Here is a 24047-nt window from a genome sequence, read left to right as displayed (position 1 = left end):
TTTGATATTTACTATAGGACAAGTGGCTAAAATGTATAACATAAGTCATGACACACTAAGATATTACGATAAAATAGATCTATTAAAGCCAAGTTTAAAAAAAGATAATGGATACAGATATTACACAATAAGAGAAATAGAATTACTTGAGATAATATTAGTAGCAAAGCAACTAGAAATACCAATAAAAGACATAAAAGATATTATAAAAAAGGAAGATGAAAGTAGTTACATAGAATTATTTAAAAATCATAAAAAGTTGTTAGAAGAAAAAATAGAGTATTTGACAAAATTAAAGGATGAAGTACAACACTCTATAGATGTAACAACTCAAATGAAAAACTTTTCTAATAAGGAAAAAGAAAAATTTGAAAATGTATATATAGAAAAGGATATTATATATTTTAATCAAAATGATTATAACCACTTTGGAAAATTTTTAAATAAAAAAAATCTAATATTAAAAATAGATAATATTAATAATGAGAATATACTTTTTAATGAAAATATAATTGGATTTGAACTAGATAATGAAGTTATTAGTAATGATGCAAAATACGAAAAAATTAAATATAAGGGAAATTATATTTTATTAACTAGAAAAGATACTGCATCTAACATAGAAAAGTTTATAGAAGAATGTATAAAGGAAATTTATAAAGATAAAAATATAGAAAAAAATATAAATGTATTTATAGAATGTTTATTTACACTATTAAAAAAGAGTAAAAAAAACATATACTTCGTAAAAATTTATATAGAAAATATTAGATAAAGTCTTGACTATGGAGTTAGTCAAGACTTTATTATTATACAAAGAAAGTAATTCATATATAGTTTATCTTGTATTAACAAATATAAAGATTGATAGATTAGGAGGGGGATAATATGCAAGAGAATATATTAGGTAGTGAAAAAATACCTAGATTATTTATAAAATATTCTATACCAGCTATAATAGCTATGGTAATTACAGGCATGCAGGCAGTTGTAGATGGAATATTTGTAGGAAATGTACTAGGACCAAACGCAATGGCTAGTGTAAATATAGCAGCACCATTTATGCAAGTTATAATAGCTTTATCCATGATAATGAGTATAGGATCACAAAGTTATATGGGGCTTAGTTTAGGAGATGGTAATGTAGCTAAGACACAAAATATATTTAAGACAGCTATGATATTTATATTAGTTTTTGGATTTGGTATAACAGTATTTGGATTTACAATGAACTCACAAATAGCATATGTATTAGGTGCTAGTGATATATTATTAAAAGATGTTTCTTTATATATTAAGATACTTTCAGTATTTACAATACCAATGTCTTTAATGTTTTTATTTGGTTTTTCGGGAAGAATAATGGAAAAACCTCAACTTTACTTTTATGGTTCTATATTAAGTTTATTTGCAAATATAACATTAAACTATACATTAATATATAAGCTAAAGCTTGGAATCGTAGGAGCTGCAACTGCTACAGGGTTAGCATACTCTTTAGCATTTTTAGTTGTAGTATGGCCTGCATTAAATAAGAAAAACATAATAAACGTATTTGTTGGAAAGTTTGATAAGTCTGTAATATTTCCAGTAATTTATAATGGTTCATCAGAAGGAATAAATTCAATAGCTACAGCCACTAGTGCATATTTATTTAATATGGCATTTATGAACATAGCAGGAGAGAGCGGTGTAGCAGCTTTTACTGCTATAAATTATGTAGCTCAATTTGGTGTACTTTCAATGTTTGGTATATCTGATGGTATAGGACCTATAGTTAGCTACAATTATGGAAGTAAGAAATTTGATAGAGTAAAAGCTATAATGAAATTATCTGATAAAGTTATAATAACCATAGGAATAATAATATTTACTTCATTGTTCTTCTTTGGAAGAAATTTAGTTAATATATTTGTAAATGGAAATGAAGAAATATTAAATATAGCATCTGTAGGAGCAAAAATATATGCATTTGCATTTTTTGTAAATGGATTTAATATAGTTAATTCTGGATACTTTACAGCTATAGGATATGCTAAAGAATCAGTAATAGTAGCTTCATGTAGAGGTTTAATATTTATAATTATAGGGATATTTACATTGCCTAATATATTTGGAATAAATGGTATATGGATGAGTTTACCTTTTGCAGAATTAATTACCTTGTTTATTGGAATTAAACTTATGAAAAAGTCCTATAAAGTTATGGATAAAAAATATGAAGTAAGTATTAACGGTGCTTAGAAAAATAAATAGAAAACTATAAACTCTTGTAAATTACAAGGTTTTTTTATTGAAGATAAACAAACTAAAGCTAAAAAGTGGGGGTAAGAAAAAACGACGGGGGGATAAAATATTTAACTAAATTATTTTGTAATCAAATCTTTACCATATATAATTAAAATTAATATATTATGAATATAATAATAAATTTAAAGATATTAAAATAAAATAATTATTTAGGGATATAAAAAAGGGATATATTTAACAACTATAATTTTTTATAATAATTAATAAAAATAGGGGGAATATGGTGGAAATAAAATATACAAATAATCGTGAAGATTATATTAAGGGGTACGAAAAAAGTAGAAAGTATGCTTTAAGAAAAGATGTATTCACACTTGCATCAACTATGCTAATACTAATGGGAATTACTTTTTACTTTATCAATGAAATGTCTAGCTTTTACAATATAGAAATTACATTATACGTAGCTGTAATATCAATTCTATCAGCAACAACTATAATAACAACAATACTTCTGAACATAATGTCTAAGAAAAACATACAAAAGTCAATTGATAAGCTAATAGAAACAAGAAATAGTGCAATGGGTCCTAAATTGATAGAAGTAAAGAATGATACTATTATACACAAAGGTGAAAAATCATATTGTGAATACAATATAAAAGCTATTGACAATATTTATGAAGAGGAGAATGTATTAGTTATTTGTATACAAAAGATAAATCCTATAATAATACTACCTTTAAATTCCTTTGAAAGTAAAGAGGTAAAAAATCAATTTATCAATATGATAAAACAAAAAAGTGAATATTTAAGGTAGGTGGAATATGAAAAAGAGTATAAAACTTATAGTAATTATAATATCAATAATCATTATAGCGTGTTTATTTAGGGTAGGCTATACAATATATAAAAAGCAAGAAATGGATAGCTTAATAGATGTTACAAATAATTTTTTTAATGAATATATAAAAAAAGGTGAAGCCTCATACGAAGAAAAAGGGATGAAAGCAGTTTACACAAACAAAGAAACCGTAATAGTAGCAGGAGATAAAAATGAGTTTATGGCAATGGTTTACTTTGATGTAGAGGTAGATGTAAATGATGAAAAAGATTTTACGTCATCACATTATAAAATGAGAATCAAAAAAGATAATAATGGAAATTACACCTTGATTGATGAAGGCAATATGGTAGATAGCAATGGTTTAAAAGTGGTTAATTACTCAAATAAACAAAAACAAAAAGAGAAATTAAGTGAAATAAAAGAAGAAATAGATATAAATGAAACTAAAAAAATATTAGGAATATATTATCAAATGACTTCAAATGGTCTGCAATTAAGCTATGATAAAAAGAAAAATTGGGTGAGTGTACCAATACCTAATGAGTATTTGATGTCGATTTTTGATTTTGATAATAATAAATTAAAAGAAAACACTTACTATATAAGTCATAAAAAAACAGCCTTTATATCTAATTTTAACTCGGATATATTAATTATTGTTACAGATGATAAGGGGAAAACTTGGAATGAAATAAAGTTAGAGGGTGCTTACCAAGATGGAGATTTATTTATAGGATTTAGTAGTCAAGACATAGGATATTGTGTCATAACTACTGATGTTGCTATGGGTAAGCAATATAGTTACATATACATAACTAATGATGGTGGTAAAACTTATAAGGAAATTGGAAATACAAATGAAGTTTATCCAAGAATAATTACAGGAGTAGGATTTTTAGATGAGAATATAGGTTTTGTTGGATTTAGGTATGAAAGTGATAACAATCCAACTGTATATAGAACGGAGGATTCAGGTAGTACTTGGGAAAAGCTTGATATAAAACTTCCTGATGAGTATATAGGTGACTATGCAACTCCTCTTAATCTTAAATTTGAAAATGATATTATAATGCTTCCTGTAAAACTTAGAGATAGTGATAAAGTAATCAATTTTATATCTACAGATAAAGGTTTGACTTTCAAGTATAGTGAAAATATGTAAAGATAGTATTTAATAAATTTAGGATCTATTAGACAATTGTGTTATAAAATAAGCATGAAAATAGCTGGATATTTAGTAATATAAATATATCCAGCTATTTTTTTATTAGCTAGTTTTATGTAATTTTATATATACTACTAAATCTTTTAGATTATTATTGCTTATCTCAAATTCTTCATCAATATTTAAACTACTAGTGTTCCTATTTTCTCCGCCGATACTATATAAAGCTATGGCAACTTCGTTGTCTAAATCAAAAGATTTGTTTTTATTTAAGATAGATAGAGCTATTCCTGTATTATAACCTTCTTTTAAAAAATCCAAATTATAACCTGTAGATTCAGTATCGTTAATTATTGATTTAAGATAATAAGAACCTATTTCATTCCCATCTATGACTCCTATTTTTAAGATATTATTTTTGCCATTATGTTCTATAGATGATTCATATAATTTATGTTCTTTTTTTAAAATACCATATTCATATTCCTTAGCAGTAAACTCAACTTCATAATTTCCTTTTTTCAAATTGTTTACAAAGTATTTTTTCCCCATTCCATTCATATTGTCAGGACAATTACTTAGATATAAGCCGCTTGGATTTTTTGAGCTGGAGCAACCAGTAACAAGCATTATTGACATCATTATTAATAATAGTATTGTTGCTATTTTTTTCATGCATACCCCTCCCTAAATAACTTAATGTTATAGTTCACATTATATAGAAATTGTGAACTTTGATTATATTGTACATAATATTGAATTATTTTCCAATTGCAAAATAGTTTCATTAATTTGAAGTAAAATTCCTTATTTTAAGTTAGTTCAATAAATCTATTTTTAATTGTATTTCTAGTAATAAATGATGGGGTAAGAAAAAACGACGTAGGGTATAACTTAGGTAAATAAATTATATAGTACTTTGTAATCAAATTTTTACCATATATAGTTAAAATTAATATATTATAAATACTACAAAGATTATGGAGGGGTTATATGGAGTATATATACAGGTTTATAGAGTTTGTAGAAGAAAGTGGCATGACAACTTTAATATTTGGAGGAATTATAATAGGATATTTAATACATATATACTGCAAAAAAGAAGACTATGAAACAATAAAAATGAACTAGGCTTATTATGGGAAACGGATATAATAAATTTAGAAATAGAATTATTGAATCAACTTAAAGTAATAAGACGTATATATAGTGAAATAGTGAAACTATTTTTAATTGCGAAGTAATTCAATAAAATGCATAATATAATCAAGCTCATAATTAATATATTGTGAATCAATCAATATCAAATAAAAAGCAAGTGTACCTTAGAGGGAGAAGTGTTGGGGGAATTAAGTAAAGTAAAACTTAAGAGGTTAAGTGTAGAAGTCTATGCTAGACAGTCGTCAAGGAGGATGTTTATATGATTAATTTTATTACTGATTTTTTAGAATATGTTGGAAATATCTTTGAGAGTGCAGATAAAAATCAACCACCTGGAGAAAAAAAGAAACCATATACTTTTATAGGTGTAGGGTTATTAATTTTAGCGGGAATAATCAGTATTATATTTAAAAATGATTAGGACCATATATAAAGTTAACTATCACTAATTTTTATATAGATATAGATAATAGTTTCAATGAAGTATAAATTTAAATAGAAAACTATAAACCTTTGTAAATTGAAAAGGTTTGCTATACTGGAAATAAACAAACTAAAGCTAAAAAGGTGGGGATAAGAAAAAACGACGTAGGGTATAATTCTTTCATATAAATTAGAAATTATTTTGTAATCAAATTTTTACCATATATAATTAAAATTAATATATTATAAATATAATAAAAATTATGGAGGGGTTATGTGGAGTATATATACAGGTTTATAGAGTTTGCAGAAGAAAGTGGTATGGTAGATTTAATATTTGGGGGAGCTATAGTATCATATTTAATATATATATACTATAAAAAAGAAGAAAATGAAAAATATCTAGCCTTAAAATTAGTAGGATTTTTTTTACTTGGGCTTTTAAGAGTAGGATTTACATATGATTGGTATTCAATAATAATACCAGCAGGATTTTTATTATATTGGTTTTTACTAAAAAATAAAGAAAGACCAAATAATATTATAAAAAAGAAAGCGACAATCCTAGGAGTTTCAATTTTATATTTAACCATATTAAGTAATATTATATATGATTTTGCAGACTATAGAGATATAAAATTTGATATAAAAAATATATCTATGGATACATTAAAAGAAGACTACAAAACAATAAGAAATGAATTAGGATTATCATGGGAAACGGATATAATAAATTTTGAAGTAAAATATGACAATAATAAAAAAATAAAATTACTAGATATGTATATAGAGGATAAAGTAAATAACAAACTTGTAAGTATAGGAATATATAATGGTGATTATTCTGTAAAACAAAGCAAAATAAGCAACAAAGGTCAGATTGTAGAGCATGAATTTAACACGACAACTGAAGAACTATTAGAAATCATAGATAATATAGAATTAAAAAAATATGATAAAGCAGATATTTATACTATAAAATATGAAAATGATTTAAGTTATATAGAAAATAAAAAAGCATATATAGTTAATTCATCTAATTATTCAACTGATAAACTATATCCTAATAGTGATATAATTAAGGCTAGTGGTATTATGTACATTCCTATGGAAAAAGTAAGTGAAGGCTCATGGAGTAACATAGACTACAAATACTACCTAACAAACTATGAAATATTTTCTAACGAAGAAAATTATGAAGATGTAGAAATAACTATAGAAAATATAAATAATAATAAACGTGTATTAATAGATGACATATATGATATATATGAAAAACACAAATTAATGGAAGAACTTAATTCTATACATATAACTAGATGGAATGGAGAAAGTGATGTAGATTTAGAGCCAGACTTATTTATAAAAGACAATGATGGAAATAGACTAGGTTTATGTAGCAAAGATAAAGGATTGGCCAGAAGAGATATAGGAGAGACTAGTGTATGGTACATAGTGCCTAGTGATTTATACGACAAAATAAATATATATACAATGAAATAATAATTATGATAATTCTATATGAATATGAATTTTGATAAAAAGGAGGGGATTTAGTGGATTTATATGTAAATAGCCTAACTAATAAACAACTTAATAAAACTAAAATTTGTATTTCGTTTGATTTGGCAGCAAATGAATCACCATATTACGAGATGGCTTACAGTGAAAATGAAGAATTAAATTTTAGGCCAGAATATGTGGATTTGTGTGCTAAATCAGCACAAAATATATGGGATAAGTGTAATTTTTCAAATGATTTGATTGTTTTATTTGAAGATAAATATAATACTTATCATAAAGGAGAAAAGGAGTTTATAGAAAATTGCTTAAATTCACCAACTTGTTTTGTTTATTCTTTTGAATGGAACGATGAAGGTGAAAAATTTAAGGCAACACGATATATCTGGGTTACTAACAAAATAGATAGTAAATCACTCTTTAGGAAAATAATTTTTTCTGATATAGGTGAAGATACAGTTTTAGATGGTGCAGTATATATTATAGACAATAAAACTAAAAATGTATTCTTTTTATATGATGATAGAGGCGTTGATATTTATTCTAATGATGAAAAATTTATATATAAAATGAAGAATTATTATTTATAATGTAATATTGATTAGTGTAAAATTAATAACTCTATCTTAGTATATATTGAAATAACTATGATAGAGTTATTTTTATTTGATATTTATCATAAAGTTGGCTAACATAGCTGAAACAACCTTTTTCTGTATAATTTCTTTAATGACCTATTATAGGTCATTTTTTATTTTACAAATAAATTATTTGAATGTGACAAAGTCACAGAACTAAAAATTAAAAATTAATATAATACTTCTATAAGAAATATAGGAGGGAATAATTATGAAAATAAGAAAAAAAGCAATTATAGACAAAAATTACTGTGTAGCCTGTGGAACTTGCATAAAAGAATGTCCGCTAAAACTTATAGAAATAGAACAAGGTGTATTTGCAAAAGTTAACCTAGATAAATGTGTAGGATGTGGAAAATGTGCTAAAGCATGTCCCGCATCTGTTATAGAAATAAAAAGCATGGAGGAATGTATATAATGAAAAAGAAAACTTGGAAAGAGTATATGTGGATATTAAGTGCTCTATATTTATTCCTAGGGTTATTTAATATATTATTTGCATGGCTAGGATTACTATGCTTTACAATACCTTTAGTTATGGCAATATTAGGAAAAGGCAAAGCATACTGCAATACTTACTGTGGGAGAGGTCAACTATTAAATTTAATGGGAAATAAAATGAAACTATCAAAATACAATGATATTCCTAAGTTTCTAAAAAGTAAGTGGTTTAGATATGGATTTTTAATATTTTTTATGACAATGTTTATAAATATGTTGTTTATGACATACTTAGTATTTAACCAAACTAATAGCCTAAAAGAAGTTATAACAATACTTTGGACATTCAAAATGCCATGGAAAGTAGCTAATATAAGTATGGTAAGCCCCTGGGTAGCACAATTTGCTTTTGGATTTTATAGTATGATGATTACATCTACACTACTAGGTGTAATTACAATGATTTTATATAAGCCTCGTTCTTGGTGTGTTTATTGTCCAATGGGAACAATGACTCATATAATATCAAAGGCTAAATATAAATAAAATGGCTTAGAAACATAGTAATTTCAAAAAATTTGCAATTAAACCTTATATATGTTATTATAGTATATAAAATAATACATTTTGCAAACACTAAGAGTGAGACCAGAAGTTCTCACTCTTTTGTTTTAAATAAACTGACAACTGAATAGGAGGGAAAAATATGAAAAAGAGTATAGAAGCTACTATAGAAGAATTAGTATCAGAAATAACTGAACCACTTAATTTTGAAATAGTAGATGTAGAATATGTAAAAGAAGCTGGAGAGTATTACTTAAGAGTATTCTTAGATAAAGAAGGCGGAATATCATTAAATGATTGTGAAGCTGTAAGTAGACAATTAAGCGAAGTTTTAGACGTTAAAGATCCTATAAAAGATAACTACTTCTTAGAAGTATCTTCACCAGGACTTGATAGACCGCTTAAAAAAGATAAAGACTTTGTAAGATACGCTGGAAGAGACGTTGAGATAAAATTATACAAACCACTAAATGGATCAAAGCAATTTGAAGGTACATTAGTTGGATTAACAGAAGAAAATACTATAAAAGTTATAATAAATGATGAAGAAGTTGAATTTAATAGAAAGGAAGTAGCTCTTGTAAGACTTGCAATAAAGTTTTAATAAGATAGCTTAGGGTAAAAATAAAATGAACCACGAATTTATAGAAGCATTAGATGAGTTAGAAAAAGACAGAGGAATAGATAAAGAAATACTTATAGACACTATAGAACAAGCTCTTTTAACAGCATACAAGAAAAACTTTGGTTCTGCTCAAAACGTAAGAGTTGAGTTTGATAGAGAAAGAGGAGACGTTAAAGTATTCTCTCAAAGAGTAGTAGTTGATGAATCAGATTTATACGATACATTCTTAGAAATAGAATTAGCAGACGCTAGAGAAATAAGTCCAAACTACGAATTAGGAGATATAATAGAAAATGAAGTAACTCCTATGGACTTTGGAAGAATAGCTGCTCAAACTGCTAAGCAAGTAGTTGTTCAAAGAATAAGAGAAGCAGAAAGAGAAATAGTATACAATGAATTTATGGATAAAGAAAATGAAATAGTTACAGGAGAAGTAGCTAGAGTAAACAAAAACATAGTTCATGTTAATCTTGGAAGAATAGAAGCAATAATGACTCCACAAGACCAAATACCTGGTGAAACATACAGAGCTGGTCAAAAAATAAAGGTATACATATTAGAGGTGAAGAAAACTAATAAAGGACCTCAAATAGTAGTATCAAGAAGCCATCCAGGATTAGTTAAGAGATTATTCGAGTTTGAAGTTCCAGAAATATTTGAAGGTATAGTTCAAGTTAAATCTATATCAAGAGAAGCTGGTTCAAGAACTAAGATGGCAGTTAAGTCAATAGATGAAAAGATAGATCCAATTGGAGCTTGTGTAGGACCTAAAGGTTCAAGAGTTAAAAACATAGTTGATGAATTAGGTGACGAAAAGATAGATATAATAAAATACAGTGATGATCCAGCTGAATTTATATGTGCAGCACTTAGCCCATCAAAGGTTGTTAAGGTTGATATAAATGAAGAAGAAAAATCTGCTTTAGTAGTAGTACCTGATTACCAATTATCACTTGCAATAGGTAAAGAAGGACAAAATGCTAGACTTGCAGCTAAGCTTACTAACTGGAAAATAGATATAAAAAGCGAATCTCAAGCAGGGTTAGAGCCTCAAGAAACTAACACAGACGCTGAGTAATAAAGGAGGGGTACTCTTTGCAAAAACAAAAAAAGGTTCCTCAAAGAAAATGTATAGCATGTCAAGAAAGAGATGCAAAAAAAGGGCTAATAAGAATAGTTAAGACTAAGGAAGGTCAAATATTTTTAGACCCAACAGGAAAGGCAAACGGTAGAGGTGCATATATATGTAAGGATGTAGAATGTCTAAAAAAAGCTATAAAAAGTAAAGCTTTAAATAGAGCATTCAAAATGGAAGTTCCATCTGATGTATATGACAATCTACTTAAGGAGCTAGAAAGTTATGAAGACTAGTGAAGCAAAAATATATTCATTTTTAGGCCTTGCCACAAGAGCAGGGAAGATAGTGTCTGGAGAATCTACTTTAGCTGACCTTAAAAAAGGGAAGGTAAATCTAGTTATAGTAGCAGATGACGCATCTGATAATACTAAAAAATTATATAAAGATAAATCATCATATAGAAGTATACCGTATGTATACTTCTCAACAAAGTTACAGCTAGGGCTAGCTATAGGAAAAGCTCCTAGAGCAGTCATAGGTATAAAGGACAAAAACTTTGCTGATAAAATCAGTGAGTTGATGGAAACACAAAAAATATAATAGGGGGTGGTCTTGTGTCAACAAGAGTATACCAAATCGCAGAAGAATTGAAAGTATCAAATGAAGAAATGATACAAAAGTTAAAAGAATTAGATATAGATGTAGAAAACGAAAATTCTGAAATAGCAGAAGATGAATTAGAGTTAGTTATAGACATATTAAAAGAAGAAATAGCAGCGGCTAAAGGAAATATATTAAAAATAGAAGGAAAATTAACTGTTCAAGAGTTAGCTAATGCCCTTGATAAGTCAGCTTCAGAAATAATAATGAAGCTTATGAAAATGGGAACTATGGCTACAATAAACCAAGAATTAAACTTCGAAATAGCTTCACTTGTTGCTAAGGACTACGGATTTGAATTAGTAGTTGGAGGAGCAGATGAAGAAGAAGTTGAAGCAATAGATGCTTTAATGGAAATAGAAGAAGATAAAGAAGAAGACTTAAAGCCTAGACCTCCAGTTGTTACAGTTATGGGACACGTTGACCACGGTAAAACATCTTTACTTGATGCAATAAGATCAACAAACGTAACTTCAAGAGAAGCAGGTGGAATAACTCAACATATAGGTGCTTCTGAAGTAATGGTAAATGGACAAAAGATAGTATTTTTAGATACTCCAGGACATGAAGCCTTCACAGCAATGAGAGCTAGAGGAGCACAAGTAACTGACATAGCAATATTAGTTGTTGCAGCAGATGATGGTATAATGCCTCAAACTGTTGAAGCTATAAACCATGCTAAAGCTGCTGAAGTACCATTAATAGTAGCTATAAACAAAATAGATAAACCAGCAGCTAACCCTGATAGAGTTAAGCAAGAATTAGCTGACCAAGGATTATTAGTTGAAGACTGGGGTGGAGACGTTATAGCAGTTCCAGTTTCAGCGCTTAAAGGTGAAGGAATAGACACTTTACTTGAAATGATATTATTAGTTGCAGAAGTTGAAGAATTCAAAGCTAACCCTGATAAAAGAGCTGTTGGTACTGTTGTAGAAGCAGAACTTGATAAGGGAAGAGGACCAGTTGCTACTGTACTTGTTCAAGGTGGAACACTTAAAGTTGGAGATCCAATAGTATGTGGTACTGCAAGTGGTAAAGTAAGAGCAATGATAAACTCTAAAGGAAAAAGAGTTAAAACTGCTGGACCATCTACTGCTGTAGAAATATTAGGTTTATCAGAAGTTCCACAAGGTGGAGATCAATTTGTTGCTGTAGCTACTGAAAAGATAGCAAGAAGTGTAGCTGAAAAGAGAGCTCAAATGGCTAGAGAAGAAATGTTAAAATCTAACCAAAGAATGTCTCTTGATGATTTCTTCAGCCATATGAACGATGCTGACGTTAAAGAATTAAACATAGTTGTTAAGGCTGACGTTCAAGGTTCAGTTCAAGCTGTTAAGCAATCACTTGAAAAATTATCTACTGAAGAAGTAGCAGTTAGAGTTATACATGGTGGTGTTGGTGCTGTAACTGAGTCAGATGTTATGCTTGCAGCTGCATCTAATGCTATAATAATAGGATTTAACGTAAGACCTGGAGCTACTGCTGAAACTATAGCTAAAAAAGAATCTGTTGATATAAGATGTTACACAATAATATACAAAGCTATAGAAGATGTTCAAGCTGCAATGCTTGGAATGCTTGATCCAGAACTTAAAGATGAAGATACTGGTAAAGCTGAAGTTAGAGAAACATTCAAATTATCAGGTGTTGGAACAATAGCTGGATGTTATGTAACAAGTGGTAAGATATTTAGAGGTTCTAAGGTAAGAATAGTAAGAGATGGTATAGTAATCCATGATGGACAATTAGCAGCTCTTAAGAGATTCAAAGATGATGTTAAAGAAGTTAACCACGGATACGAATGTGGATTAAGCTTTGTTAACTACAACGATGTAAAAATCGGAGATATAATAGAAGCTTATATAACTAAAGAAGTAGAAAGAAAAAGTTTATAATAAGTTTTAGATAAATAGACAATAATAACAAAAAGATATTTTAAGTCATATAATAATATATTACAAAAACTTTTAAGGTTTAAAACTATGTAATATGTTGTAAATAATTATGGCTAATAAATTAATAGATAAAATCAAAGCACATTAAAGAAATTATATTTACTGCAAATATAATTTCTAATGTGCTATTCTAAAATAGAAGTAAAAGAGGTCGATATTTATGGCATCATATAGCAGAACAAAAAGAATAGCAGAAGAAATAAAAAAAGTTATAAGTACAATGCTTATAAGTGGAATAAAAGATCCTAGAATAAACTCTATGGTAAGTGTAACTGATGTTGAAGTTACAAGTGACTTAAGTTATGCATACGTATATATAAGTATACTAGGCGGAGATGAAGAATCTACATTAACAGGACTAAGAAGTGCAGTAAACTACATTAGAAGAGAAGTAAGTAGAAATGTTAAATTAAGACATACTCCTCAAATAATATTCAAAGTTGACGATTCTATAAAAAATGGAATGTATATGGATACATTAATTAAAAAAGTCAATGAAGGAAAAACTGCAAATGAAATAGACGAGGAAATGTTTGATGAAGAGTAATCTAGACAATATAATAGATTATATAAATGGAAGTGACAATTTTGTTGTCACTTCTCACATTAGTCCTGATGGTGATAATATAGGTTCAACTCTAGGAATGTATTATAGCTTAAAAAAGCTAGGTAAAAACGTTTACTATGTTTTAGATGATAATGCACCTAGAAATTTAGAATTTTTAGTTGAAGATATAAACATACTTAAATCTAATGAATTTAATGAAAGCAACTATTCATTAATAGCCCTTGATTGCGGAGATAAAAAAAGAATATGTTTAGAAGAAGAAATAATAAATAATGCTAATAAAGTTATATGTATAGATCATCACGCAAGTAATGATAATTATGGAGATTTTAATTACATAGATATAAATGCATCATCTACTTGTGAGTTAGTATACAATTTATTAGTAAGATATAGTGAAACTAAAAACATAGACTTAATAGATGAAAAAATAGCAACAGCCTTATATACAGGCCTTGCAACAGATACTGGAAACTTCTCATATTCAAACACTCATCCAAGTAGTTTTGAAATGGCAAAAGAACTACTTATAAAAGGTGCTAAAAGAGATATGATAATCCAAAAGGTATTTCAAAGTAATCCATACAACTATTACAAGTTATTAGGAGAAGCTCTAAATACGTTAGATATAGTTAATGAAAAAGTCGCTATTATATGTATAACAAAAGAAATGTTAAAAAATAACATAATAAGCTTTAATGATGTAGATGGAATAACATCTTATACTAGAGATATAGAAGGAGTAGAAGTTGGAATACTTCTTAAAGAGAAAAAAGAAAATGAAGTAAAAGTAAGCTTAAGATCTAAAAATTATGTAGATGTAAGCCTTATAGCACAAAGCTTTAATGGTGGAGGGCACGTAAAGGCAGCAGGATGCACTATATATGATAGTGTTGAAAATGCAAAAAAACAGGTATTAGAAGCTGTATTAAAAACAATCTAAGGTGATAAAGACATGAACAAAATAGTAAACATAATAAAACCTACAGGAATGACATCTCATGATGTTGTTAGTGTAGTAAGAAGAACCTTAAATATAAAGAAAGTTGGACATACAGGTACCCTTGACCCAGATGCGGCAGGGGTATTACCTATATGTATAGGAAAAGCAACTAAAGTAAGTGAACTTATACTAAATAAAGATAAGAGCTATATTTGTGAATTAACTCTTGGTATAACAACAGACACTTACGATTCTTCAGGAGAGATAATAGATAGAGTTGATAACTTTAGCTACACTAAAGAAGAAATAGAAAAAGCTTTTGAAACTCAAAGAGGACATATAGACCAGTTACCTCCAATGTATTCTGCACTTAAGGTAAATGGAAAAAGAATGTGTGATTTAGTTAGAAGCGGAAGAGCAAATGAAATAAAGCTAAAGACTAGACCAGTAAATATTAAAAAATTAGAAATACTTAGCATAAATGATAATAAGATAATGTTTTATGTAATGTGTTCAAAAGGAACTTATGTTAGAAGTATATGCTATGATATAGGAAAAGTTTTAGGTTGTGGAGGCCATATGTCTTTCTTACTTAGAACATCTTCAGGTAAATTTAATCTAGAAAATGCTATAACTTTAGAACAATTACAAGAATACAAGGAAAATAACACTTTAGAAGAACATTTATATGACATAGACTACGTATTATCAAATTTTAACAGTCTATCTATACACCCTAATGCAAGAAAGTATTATGTAAATGGTGGAATAATAGATGAAAGAAGATTTACACAAAAAGATTTCAATAAAAATGATGAAATTGTAAGAGTTTACTGTGAAGGTGAATTTTTAGGTAGTGGTAAATTAATTAAAAAAGGTAGCGAAATAAGTGTAAAGAGTGATAAACTATTTATAGTATAAAACTAAAAAAATACTATAATTCAGTGGGGACTCATTATGGATATTATAAAATCTATAGATAAAATACAAAACATAAATAAAAGTGTAGTTACAATTGGTAACTTTGATGGTCTTCATAAAGGTCATCAAGTCTTAGTAAAAAAGGCAGTAGAATATGGATTTAAAAACAATATAAAAAGTGTAGTATTTACCTTTGACAACCATCCAGCAAATTATTTTATAAAAAACTCAATAAAAAATATTATAAGTAATAAAGAAAAAGAACAAAGAATAAAAGATATGGGTATAGATTTAATAATAAGTATACCTTTTGATGAATATATGACTAAAATATCTCCAAGAGAGTTTGTAAAAGACATCTTAATAGATAAGTTAGGCGTTAAGAAAATAATAGTTGGATATGATTTTACATTTGCAAAAAATAAAGAAGGAAATGTAAATTTATTAAAAGAACTATGTAGTGAGTATAACTTTGAACTAGATATATTAAATCCTATAAAAATAGATAATATAAGAGTTAGCAGTACTTATATAAGAAATCTTATAAAAGATGGACAAGTATCTAAAGTAAAAAAATATTTAGGACATAACTATGAAATAAAAGGAGAAGTTATACACGCTAAAAAACTTGGAAGAACTATAGGTTTTCCAACAGCTAATATTCAAGGCGATAAAAATATGATAATACCTAAAAATGGTATATATGCAACAAAAGTATATATTGATGGTAATACTTACTATGGCGCAACAAATATAGGCTTTAATCCTACTGTAAATGGGGATAAGCTATCAATAGAAACTAATATATTAGATTTTAATGAAGATATATATGGCAAGATTATAAAAGTTGAGTTTTTAGAAAGAATTAGAGATGAGCGTAAGTTTTCATCCTTAGAAGAACTAAAACAACAATTGAAAAAAGATACCAACTATGTAAGAGAAAACTATGTTTGCAATATTAGTGAATGTATGGTAAAATAGTTGGAGTAAACCATTACTCGGCATAGAATTACTCCAATTCGTGCTTAGTAATAGGCGATTTTTAAATATTATGGAGGTATTCAAATGAACAAATTAGAAATAATAAAAGAATTCGGAAGAAGTGAAGGAGATACTGGTTCTCCAGAAGTACAAATAGCTTTATTAACAGCTAGAATAAACGAATTAAACGACCACTTAAAAATCCACAAAAAAGATCACCACTCAAGAAGAGGTCTTTTAAAGATGGTTGGTAGAAGAAGAAACTTATTAGCTTACTTAAAAGACAGAGACTTAGAAGGATACAGAGCGTTAATAGCTAAGTTAGGATTAAGAAAATAATAATTTTTCTATATATAAAAAGTTATCTCGTAAGAGATAACTTTTTGCATTTAAGAAAATTATTATACTTAAAAAACTTTGGTTAACTACTGTAGTTAAGAATTATATAAAAAGCCTCTTATTAAAGATTTAATAAGAGGCTTTTATATGTTGATAATTATGCAAAACTTATATTCTAATGATGGTTGCATCCATCATGAGAGCATGTGTGATTACTTGGGAATTCATTTAATTTGTTTTCATTGAATAAATCTATATTTTCTTTTAAAGTAGCTCCTAAAGCCTTATACACTTTTATTCCCATAGAATTTAATTTAACTATAGCACCTTGACCTATACCACCAACTATAACTGCATCTACAACATTTCCTGATAAAGCTTTTATAGGTTGGCATTTTCCATGTTCATGCCCTAAATCTCCATTATCTAAAGCAGACACTTCCTTAGTTTCTGAGTCGTAAACTAAAAACATTGGAGCTGAACCAAAGTGTCCAAATGGCTTACTTAAAAGACCTTCATTTACTTCTACTGGCATACAAATTTTCATAATTAAACATCCCTTCTTTTACAACATTTTTTTATAGACTTGCAGTTAGCACTACAATCTGTACTTATAAGATTAATGCTTGATAAATCTAATAAGTTATCATTAATATTTCCAAGAGAATTAAAAAATGATATACATTCATTAAAAACATTTTCATTAATATGATAAAAAACGTAGTATCCTTCTTTATATCCTCTTATTATCTCAGCTTCTTTTAAAACTTTTATATGCTGAGATACTGATGAATCAGTTATACCTAAGTACCTAGAGATTCCTTTTTGACAAATATCTCTCTTTGAAACTAATAAAAGGACTTTAAGTCGTGTTTCATCACTTAGTGCCTTAAATATTTTAGCTAAATTATTCATGTTCACTCCTTTTAGTTAAGTGATTACTTAATTAGATTATAGTACTCTTAATTAAATATTGCAAGCATACTTAAAAATTTATATAAAATATATTTTCTAAATACCGTTTTCTACAGACAATTATACTTATGTTTTAGTATAATTATTTAGGGTATCTAATAAATGTAAATTATAAGGAGGGATAAGTTTTGATAAACTTTAGAGATATCGGAGGGTATAAGTCATCAGATGGAAGAACTGTAAAAAAAGGATTATTTTTTAGATCTGGAAATTTAGCTAATTTAAGTAGTGATGACACAAAAATGCTAAAAGATTTAAACATAAAGTTAGTATTTGATTATAGAAGTGAAGATGAAAGTAAAGAAAATCCAACAGAAGAAATAGAAAATATAGAGTACATAAGAGTATCTGCTATGAATATGGATGATATGAGTGCGGCTAAGTTTGGATCTGTCAAAGAAATGTTATTAAATATGTTTGAAAATGAAAATGCTTTTAATATGTTAAAAGAAAGATATTATGATTTACCAGTAAATAATAAATCATATAAAAGATTAGTTGAACTTATTAGAGATGAAAATAACCTACCAATTTTAACTCACTGTACAGCAGGAAAAGATAGAACTGGAGTAGGATGTGCTATAATTTTAATGATATTAGGTGTATGTAGAGAAGATATAATAAAAGATTATTTAAAAAGCAATCAATCAGCACAAGAGGCTATAGAAGAGATAATAAAAGTACACCCTGAATTAAAAAATGTCCCTGAAGAAAAATTAAAATATTTATTTGGTGTAAATGAAGATTATATAAACGAAGCATTTAGAAGAATAGATGAAAAGTATAAAACTACAGAAGAATATTTATACAATGAGTTTGGATTAACAGTAGAAGATTTAAAAGAATTAAGAAATAAATATTTATATTAATATAAAAAGTCTGTGTTTGACTTAAAGTATTTTAAGTTAAACACAGACTTTTTATTTAAAAAGAATATATTAATTGATTAAAACATATATGATTAAATTTATATTAATAAGTAAATAATAAATTAATAATAAGTTACTTAAACAAAGCTATCCCAAATATAGTAAATTACTTTTATGTTGTTAATTTATACTATTTTTGATAATATAATACATAGGATGATAAACGTGTTTTTTAAAGAGGAGGCAAGCAATTAATGTTTGAACATAAAATATTTAAAATGGATTTAGCAGGGAGAGAACTTTCTGTTGAAATAGGAAAAATAGCAGAACTTGCTAGTGGTAGTGCTATTCTTAGATACGGAGATACGATGGTAATGGTTAACGTATCTAAATCTTCTGCACCAAGAGATGGAATAGATTTCTTCCCACTAAGTGTAGATTATGAAGAAAGGTTATATTCAGTAGGTAAAATACCAGGAGGATTCTTAAAAAGAGAAGGAAAGCCATCAGAAAAGGCTATACTTACATCAAGACTTATAGATAGACCTATAAGACCTTTATTCCCTAAAGGATTTAGAAATGATGTACAAGTAGTTGCAACAGTTTTATCAGTAGATCAAGACTGTACTCCTGATATAGTAGCAATGATAGGTTCTTCAGTAGCATTATCTATATCTGATATACCATTTAATGGACCAACTGGTTCTGTTTTAATAGGACTTGTTGACGGGGCATTTGTTGTAAATCCAACAGCAGAGGAAAGAGAAAAGAGTTCTATGCACCTTGTAGTATCAGGAACTAAAGATGCTATAATGATGGTTGAAGCAGGGGCTGAAGAAATACCAGATGAATTAATGCTTGAAGCTATATTATTTGCTCATGAAGAAATCAAAAAGATAGTTGAATTTATAGAACAAATAGTAGCTGAAGTTGGAAAAGAAAAAATGGAAGTTGTACTTCATCAAATAGATGAAGATGTAGAAAAAGCTGTTCGTGAATTTGCAAGCGAAAAAATGGCTAAAGCTATAAAAACATTTGAAAAGTTAGAAAGAATGGAAAAGATGGATGCTGTTAAAGCTGAAACTTTTGAACATTTTGCAGAAATAGCTGAAGAATTTGAACAAGATATAGAAGAAACTCTTCACGCTATAATAAAAGAAGAAGTAAGAAAATTAATAGTACATGAAAATGTAAGACCAGACAACAGAAAGTTAAATGAAATAAGACCTATATGGTGTGATAATGGATTTATACCAAGAGCTCATGGTTCTGGATTATTCACAAGAGGTCAAACTCAAGTAATGTCTATAGCTACACTTGGAGCTTTAGGAGATGTTCAAATACTTGACGGACTTGATGAAGAAGAAAGTAAAAGATATATGCATCACTACAACTTCCCAGCATACAGTGTTGGTGAAGCTAGACCATCAAGAGGTCCAGGAAGAAGAGAAATAGGTCACGGAGCTTTAGCTGAAAGAGCTTTACTTCCAGTATTACCATCTAAAGAAGAATTCCCATATGCAATAAGAGTTGTATCTGAAGTACTTAGCTCAAATGGTTCAACTTCTCAAGGTAGTGTTTGTGGTTCAACATTATCACTACTTGACGCTGGTGTTCCTATAAAAGATATGGTAGCAGGAATTGCAATGGGTCTTATAAAGCATGACAATAAAGTAGCAGTACTTTCAGATATACAAGGTATGGAAGACCACTTAGGAGATATGGACTTTAAAGTTGCAGGTACTGAAAAAGGTATAACAGCTATACAAATGGATATAAAAATAGCTGGTATAGATGAGCAAGTACTAAGAGATGCATTAACTCAAGCTAAAGCTGGTAGAATACACATACTTAATGAAATGAGAAAGACAATAAGTGAGCCAAAACCTGAATTATCTAAGTATGCACCTAAGATAGTAACAATGAATATAAACCCAGATAAGATAAGAGACGTTATAGGACCTGGTGGAAAGGTTATAACTAAGATAATAGATGAAACTGGAGTTAAAATAGATATAGAACAAACAGGAGAAGTATTCATAGCAGGAATAGATGCTGATATGATAAAACTTGCTCAAAAGCTTATAAATGATATAGTTGCTGAAGCTGAAGTTGGAAAAACTTATACTGGTAAAGTAACTAGAATAATGAACTTTGGAGCATTTGTTGAAATACTTCCCGGAAAAGAAGGATTACTTCATATATCTCATATAGCACACGAAAGAGTAGCTAAAGTTGAAGATGTACTAAACATAGGAGATGAAGTAGAAGTTAAAGTAACTGAAATAGATGAAAAAGGAAGAGTAAACTTATCTAGAAAAGTACTTTTACCAAAGCCTGAGAAAAAAGAAGAAAAATAATATATTAATACAAAAAGACTGTAGAACTAATTTTCTACAGTCTTTTTGTTTGATTAAAAGTAATATACAATACAAAAATAATCTCAAAGAAATAGAGTCATAAATATTAATACAACCTAATAAAATATATAAGAAGTTGTACATAATTAAGGCTTGATTAGGGGGAAAACTATTATGATGATAGTAATCAATAAGAAAAAATTAAAAAAAGTCATTATAGGATTAATAGCAGTTATATTAATTGTAATTTCTGGGTTATACTTTATGAAAAGAGAGACAAAACCAACCTTAAACTTAGATGTAGCAAATCAGCCATACTACCAAGGAACAAAAGTTAAAAGTGGATACGTTGCATTAACTTGCAACGTAGACCTAGGATGGGAAAGTGAATATGTAGAGGGAATACTAGAAGTACTAAAAAAAGAAGATGTAAAGATAACTTTTAATGTAACTGGTAGATGGGCAGAAAACAATAAAGAATTACTTCTAAAAATTAAGGAAGAAGGACATGAAATAGGAAACCATGGACATAAACATTTAGACTATGCAAATTTATCTTATGAAGAAAATTTAGAGCAAATAAAAACATCTAAGAAAATAATAGAAGATATAATAAAGGAAGAAACTAGATTTTTCCAAGCTCCATCAGGTTCATTTGGGGACAACACTGTAAAAGCAGCAAAAGAAATGGGATATACATCTATAAAATGGGACATAGACACAATAGACTGGAAAAATAGAGAAGAGCCAGATGTTATAATTGAAAGAATTAAGAAAAAAGACATAGTAGATAATAGTATAGTTTTAATGCATCCAACAAATGCAACAGTCCAATGTATAGATGATATTATAAATATAATTAGGGACAAAGGGTTAAAACCAGGGAAGTTAAGTGATATATTTTAGGATAGTAATAGTTGAATAAATAAAAATAGTAACTTATAATTTAATACATGTAGTTTAATAAAAGCTACTAATATTTAGATTTTTTATATTAAGGTATAGATATTTACTACATAGCTCATGTAAAGCACTAAGTAAAAATAAAAACTTTATAAATATATTAAATTATAAAAATGACATTATAAATGGAGGGAAGTATGTATAAAACACACATATTAGATAATGGACTAACAATAATAGGGGAAGAGATACCTTATTTAAAGTCTATTGCACTAGGGGTATGGATAAATGCAGGTTCAAGAATAGAGGATGAGAAAATAAGTGGTATATCTCACTTTATAGAACATATGCTATTTAAAGGCACTAAAAATAGAACTTCAAAAGATATTGCAAATGAGATAGATAATTTAGGTGGACAAATAAATGCTTTTACAAGCAAAGAATGTACATGTTATTACGTTAAATTATTAGATTCTCATATAAATAAAGGAATAGACATATTAAGTGATATGATGTTAAATCCACTGTTTAATCAAACTGATATAGATAAAGAAAGATTAGTAATACTTGAAGAATTAAAGATGTATGAAGATTCTCCAGAAGATTTAGCTTATGACTTATTGAGTGAAGGAATATATAAAGGGCATTCTTTAGGATACAACATAATAGGGACAGAAAAGTCTTTATTTGATATAAACAAAAAAGAAATAGAAGAGTATTTTGGCAATTATTATGTACCTAATAATTCAGTAATATCTATATGTGGAAACTTTAATTTTGAAGAAATAGTAAAAGAAATAGAAGATAAGTTTAAATCATGGAATAAAAAAGAAGTAGATATAAACTTTACTAAGGCAGATTTTAAAAATACTTATATAACGAAAAATAAAGATACTGAACAAGTTAATCTAGCAATTGGTTTAGAAGCTATAGCATCTGAAGAAACAGAAGAAGCCTATGCATTAGCTATAATAAACACTATATTTGGAGGAAGCATTAGTTCTAGGCTATTCCAAAAGATAAGAGAAGAAGAGGGATTAGTTTATTCAATATATTCATCTCAAAGTTTATATAGACAATGTGGAGAGTTAGGAATATTTGCTAGTATGAGTAACGAAAATCTAGAAGAAGTATATAATTTAGTTATAGAGGAAATAAAAGATCTTAAAAACAATTACCTAAGTGATGAAGAGATAAGATTAACTAAAGAACAATTAAAGGGAAGTTATATGCTAGGTCTAGAAAGTACAAGCAGCAGAATGATGGCAATAGGTAAGGCAATGCTACTAAATAAAAAGGTAAGAAATAGTGATGAAATATTAAAATCTATAGATAATATAGATAGAGAAACTATAAAAAAGGTAATAGATAAAGTATTTAATTTAGATAAAATAGGAGTATGTATAGTTGGTAGAGATGTAGAAAACATAAAGCTATAATACTTTAAACAATAAAATAAACGAATGAAGAATATCTCAAAGTTGATTAAAATTAATATAAAAATTAAGGTAAATATAATCATATAAAAGTGAACTAATATTTAACTTACTTTTATATTACAAAATGCTTTGAGATATTTTACTATAAAAGAAAAAATGGGGGGATAAACATGAATTTATCTGAAATAGCAGGTAAAGAAATAGTAAATCTAGTTACAGGAGAAAGATTAGGTGTAATTGGAGAGTGTGACATGATAATAGATGAAACTACAGGAGAGATACTAGCATTATTAATACCAAGGGAAAAAGGATTCTTTGGTATTAGAAAGGATAAATCAGTACTTGAAGTACCTTGGAGAAATGTTAGAAAAATAGGAAATGATATGATAATAATTGAATATGACGGAATATACTAGGGGGG

The 24047-nt window shown here is 27.8% G+C and carries 28 protein-coding genes; 25 read left to right on the top strand and 3 right to left on the bottom strand.

Annotated elements, in window-relative coordinates; translation table 11 throughout:
• Position 1: 1 nt before the first annotated feature.
• The 4 genes from I4U66_RS08360 to I4U66_RS08345 all read left to right on the top strand — a co-directional run bounded on the left by I4U66_RS08360 (position 2) and on the right by I4U66_RS08345 (position 4259).
• A complete protein-coding gene (locus I4U66_RS08360) occupies positions 2-775 on the top strand; it encodes a MerR family transcriptional regulator (protein WP_166505781.1) in 774 nt (257 codons plus the stop codon).
• Between the two features lie 113 nt (positions 776-888).
• Positions 889-2244 carry an MATE family efflux transporter gene (locus I4U66_RS08355; protein ID WP_195928732.1) on the top strand — a complete coding sequence of 452 codons (1356 nt, stop codon included), beginning with the start codon at positions 889-891 and terminating at the stop codon, positions 2242-2244.
• A 289-nt stretch (positions 2245-2533) separates the two neighbouring features.
• A complete protein-coding gene (locus I4U66_RS08350) occupies positions 2534-3070 on the top strand; it encodes a hypothetical protein (RefSeq protein ID WP_092924739.1) in 537 nt (178 codons plus the stop codon).
• Between the two features lie 7 nt (positions 3071-3077).
• Positions 3078-4259, top strand: a complete 1182-nt coding sequence (locus tag I4U66_RS08345; protein WP_092924742.1) for a WD40/YVTN/BNR-like repeat-containing protein — start codon at positions 3078-3080, stop codon at positions 4257-4259.
• A gap of 105 nt (positions 4260-4364) precedes the next feature.
• Here the strand turns inward: I4U66_RS08345 and I4U66_RS08340 are convergent, their stop codons facing one another.
• Positions 4365-4937: a hypothetical protein gene (locus tag I4U66_RS08340; RefSeq protein ID WP_092924744.1), complete on the bottom strand. Its 573-nt coding sequence runs from the start codon at positions 4935-4937 to the stop codon at positions 4365-4367.
• 318 nt (positions 4938-5255) lie between these two features.
• Between I4U66_RS08340 and I4U66_RS08335 the strand changes: the two genes are divergently transcribed.
• The 16 genes from I4U66_RS08335 to rpsO all read left to right on the top strand — a co-directional run bounded on the left by I4U66_RS08335 (position 5256) and on the right by rpsO (position 17080).
• Entirely contained in the window at positions 5256-5393 is a 138-nt protein-coding gene (locus I4U66_RS08335) for a hypothetical protein (protein ID WP_176698655.1), read from the top strand.
• A 289-nt stretch (positions 5394-5682) separates the two neighbouring features.
• A complete protein-coding gene (locus tag I4U66_RS08330) occupies positions 5683-5844 on the top strand; it encodes a hypothetical protein (protein ID WP_176698656.1) in 162 nt (53 codons plus the stop codon).
• A gap of 278 nt (positions 5845-6122) precedes the next feature.
• Entirely contained in the window at positions 6123-7349 is a 1227-nt protein-coding gene (locus tag I4U66_RS08325; protein ID WP_195928730.1) for a hypothetical protein, read from the top strand.
• Positions 7350-7402: 53 nt separating this feature from the next.
• Positions 7403-7957, top strand: a complete 555-nt coding sequence (locus I4U66_RS08320) for a DUF3885 domain-containing protein (protein WP_195928729.1) — start codon at positions 7403-7405, stop codon at positions 7955-7957.
• Between the two features lie 259 nt (positions 7958-8216).
• A complete protein-coding gene (locus tag I4U66_RS08315) occupies positions 8217-8423 on the top strand; it encodes a 4Fe-4S dicluster domain-containing protein (RefSeq protein ID WP_195928727.1) in 207 nt (68 codons plus the stop codon).
• Positions 8423-8992, top strand: a complete 570-nt coding sequence (locus tag I4U66_RS08310) for a 4Fe-4S binding protein (RefSeq protein ID WP_092924752.1) — start codon at positions 8423-8425, stop codon at positions 8990-8992. Before I4U66_RS08315 ends, I4U66_RS08310 begins: the two co-directional genes overlap by 1 nt.
• 160 nt (positions 8993-9152) lie before the next feature.
• Positions 9153-9614: a ribosome maturation factor RimP gene (rimP, locus tag I4U66_RS08305; protein ID WP_092924754.1), complete on the top strand. Its 462-nt coding sequence runs from the start codon at positions 9153-9155 to the stop codon at positions 9612-9614.
• Positions 9615-9639: 25 nt separating this feature from the next.
• Positions 9640-10713: a transcription termination factor NusA gene (gene nusA / locus I4U66_RS08300; RefSeq protein ID WP_166505776.1), complete on the top strand. Its 1074-nt coding sequence runs from the start codon at positions 9640-9642 to the stop codon at positions 10711-10713.
• Between the two features lie 17 nt (positions 10714-10730).
• A complete protein-coding gene (gene rnpM, locus I4U66_RS08295) occupies positions 10731-11006 on the top strand; it encodes an RNase P modulator RnpM (RefSeq protein ID WP_092924758.1) in 276 nt (91 codons plus the stop codon).
• Positions 10996-11313, top strand: coding sequence for a L7Ae/L30e/S12e/Gadd45 family ribosomal protein (locus I4U66_RS08290; protein ID WP_195928725.1), 318 nt, complete (start codon positions 10996-10998; stop codon positions 11311-11313). The genes rnpM and I4U66_RS08290 overlap by 11 nt, the downstream gene beginning before the upstream one ends.
• 14 nt (positions 11314-11327) lie before the next feature.
• Positions 11328-13268, top strand: coding sequence for a translation initiation factor IF-2 (gene infB, locus I4U66_RS08285; protein ID WP_195237369.1), 1941 nt, complete (start codon positions 11328-11330; stop codon positions 13266-13268).
• A gap of 220 nt (positions 13269-13488) precedes the next feature.
• Positions 13489-13875 (top strand): 30S ribosome-binding factor RbfA, encoded by a 387-nt coding sequence (gene rbfA, locus I4U66_RS08280; protein WP_092924764.1) that lies wholly within the window; start codon positions 13489-13491, stop codon positions 13873-13875.
• Positions 13865-14839 (top strand): DHH family phosphoesterase, encoded by a 975-nt coding sequence (locus tag I4U66_RS08275; protein ID WP_195928723.1) that lies wholly within the window; start codon positions 13865-13867, stop codon positions 14837-14839. The genes rbfA and I4U66_RS08275 overlap by 11 nt, the downstream gene beginning before the upstream one ends.
• Before the next feature lie 12 nt (positions 14840-14851).
• Positions 14852-15760 (top strand): tRNA pseudouridine(55) synthase TruB, encoded by a 909-nt coding sequence (gene truB, locus I4U66_RS08270; protein WP_195928721.1) that lies wholly within the window; start codon positions 14852-14854, stop codon positions 15758-15760.
• Positions 15761-15796: 36 nt separating this feature from the next.
• Positions 15797-16741 (top strand): bifunctional riboflavin kinase/FAD synthetase, encoded by a 945-nt coding sequence (locus tag I4U66_RS08265; RefSeq protein ID WP_195928719.1) that lies wholly within the window; start codon positions 15797-15799, stop codon positions 16739-16741.
• An 84-nt stretch (positions 16742-16825) separates the two neighbouring features.
• Positions 16826-17080 (top strand): 30S ribosomal protein S15, encoded by a 255-nt coding sequence (rpsO, locus tag I4U66_RS08260; RefSeq protein ID WP_092924772.1) that lies wholly within the window; start codon positions 16826-16828, stop codon positions 17078-17080.
• Positions 17081-17255: 175 nt separating this feature from the next.
• Here the strand turns inward: rpsO and I4U66_RS08255 are convergent, their stop codons facing one another.
• Positions 17256-17627, bottom strand: coding sequence for a NifB/NifX family molybdenum-iron cluster-binding protein (locus I4U66_RS08255; protein WP_166505770.1), 372 nt, complete (start codon positions 17625-17627; stop codon positions 17256-17258).
• Between the two features lie 2 nt (positions 17628-17629).
• Positions 17630-17995, bottom strand: coding sequence for an ArsR/SmtB family transcription factor (locus tag I4U66_RS08250; protein ID WP_092924776.1), 366 nt, complete (start codon positions 17993-17995; stop codon positions 17630-17632).
• Positions 17996-18183: 188 nt separating this feature from the next.
• Here I4U66_RS08250 and I4U66_RS08245 point away from each other — a divergent pair, with 188 nt between their 5' ends.
• The 5 genes from I4U66_RS08245 to I4U66_RS08225 all read left to right on the top strand — a co-directional run bounded on the left by I4U66_RS08245 (position 18184) and on the right by I4U66_RS08225 (position 24042).
• On the top strand, positions 18184-18924 hold the full coding sequence (locus I4U66_RS08245) for a tyrosine-protein phosphatase (protein WP_195928717.1): 741 nt from the start codon (positions 18184-18186) through the stop codon (positions 18922-18924).
• A gap of 254 nt (positions 18925-19178) precedes the next feature.
• Positions 19179-21284 (top strand): polyribonucleotide nucleotidyltransferase, encoded by a 2106-nt coding sequence (pnp, locus tag I4U66_RS08240; RefSeq protein WP_092924780.1) that lies wholly within the window; start codon positions 19179-19181, stop codon positions 21282-21284.
• A 174-nt stretch (positions 21285-21458) separates the two neighbouring features.
• A complete protein-coding gene (locus tag I4U66_RS08235; protein WP_207743623.1) occupies positions 21459-22190 on the top strand; it encodes a polysaccharide deacetylase family protein in 732 nt (243 codons plus the stop codon).
• Positions 22191-22384: 194 nt separating this feature from the next.
• On the top strand, positions 22385-23626 hold the full coding sequence (locus tag I4U66_RS08230; RefSeq protein WP_195928715.1) for a M16 family metallopeptidase: 1242 nt from the start codon (positions 22385-22387) through the stop codon (positions 23624-23626).
• A gap of 170 nt (positions 23627-23796) precedes the next feature.
• A complete protein-coding gene (locus I4U66_RS08225; protein WP_092924784.1) occupies positions 23797-24042 on the top strand; it encodes a YlmC/YmxH family sporulation protein in 246 nt (81 codons plus the stop codon).
• The last annotated feature ends 5 nt before the right edge of the window (positions 24043-24047 follow it).

Origin of the sequence: Romboutsia sp. D33t1_170424_H2 (assembly GCF_015669105.1) — a bacterium.
GTDB classification, from domain to species: Bacteria; Bacillota; Clostridia; order Peptostreptococcales; family Peptostreptococcaceae; genus Romboutsia_C; species Romboutsia_C hominis.
The sequence above is the reverse complement of the archived record's forward strand: the minus strand, read 5'-3'. Positions and strand labels throughout refer to the sequence as shown.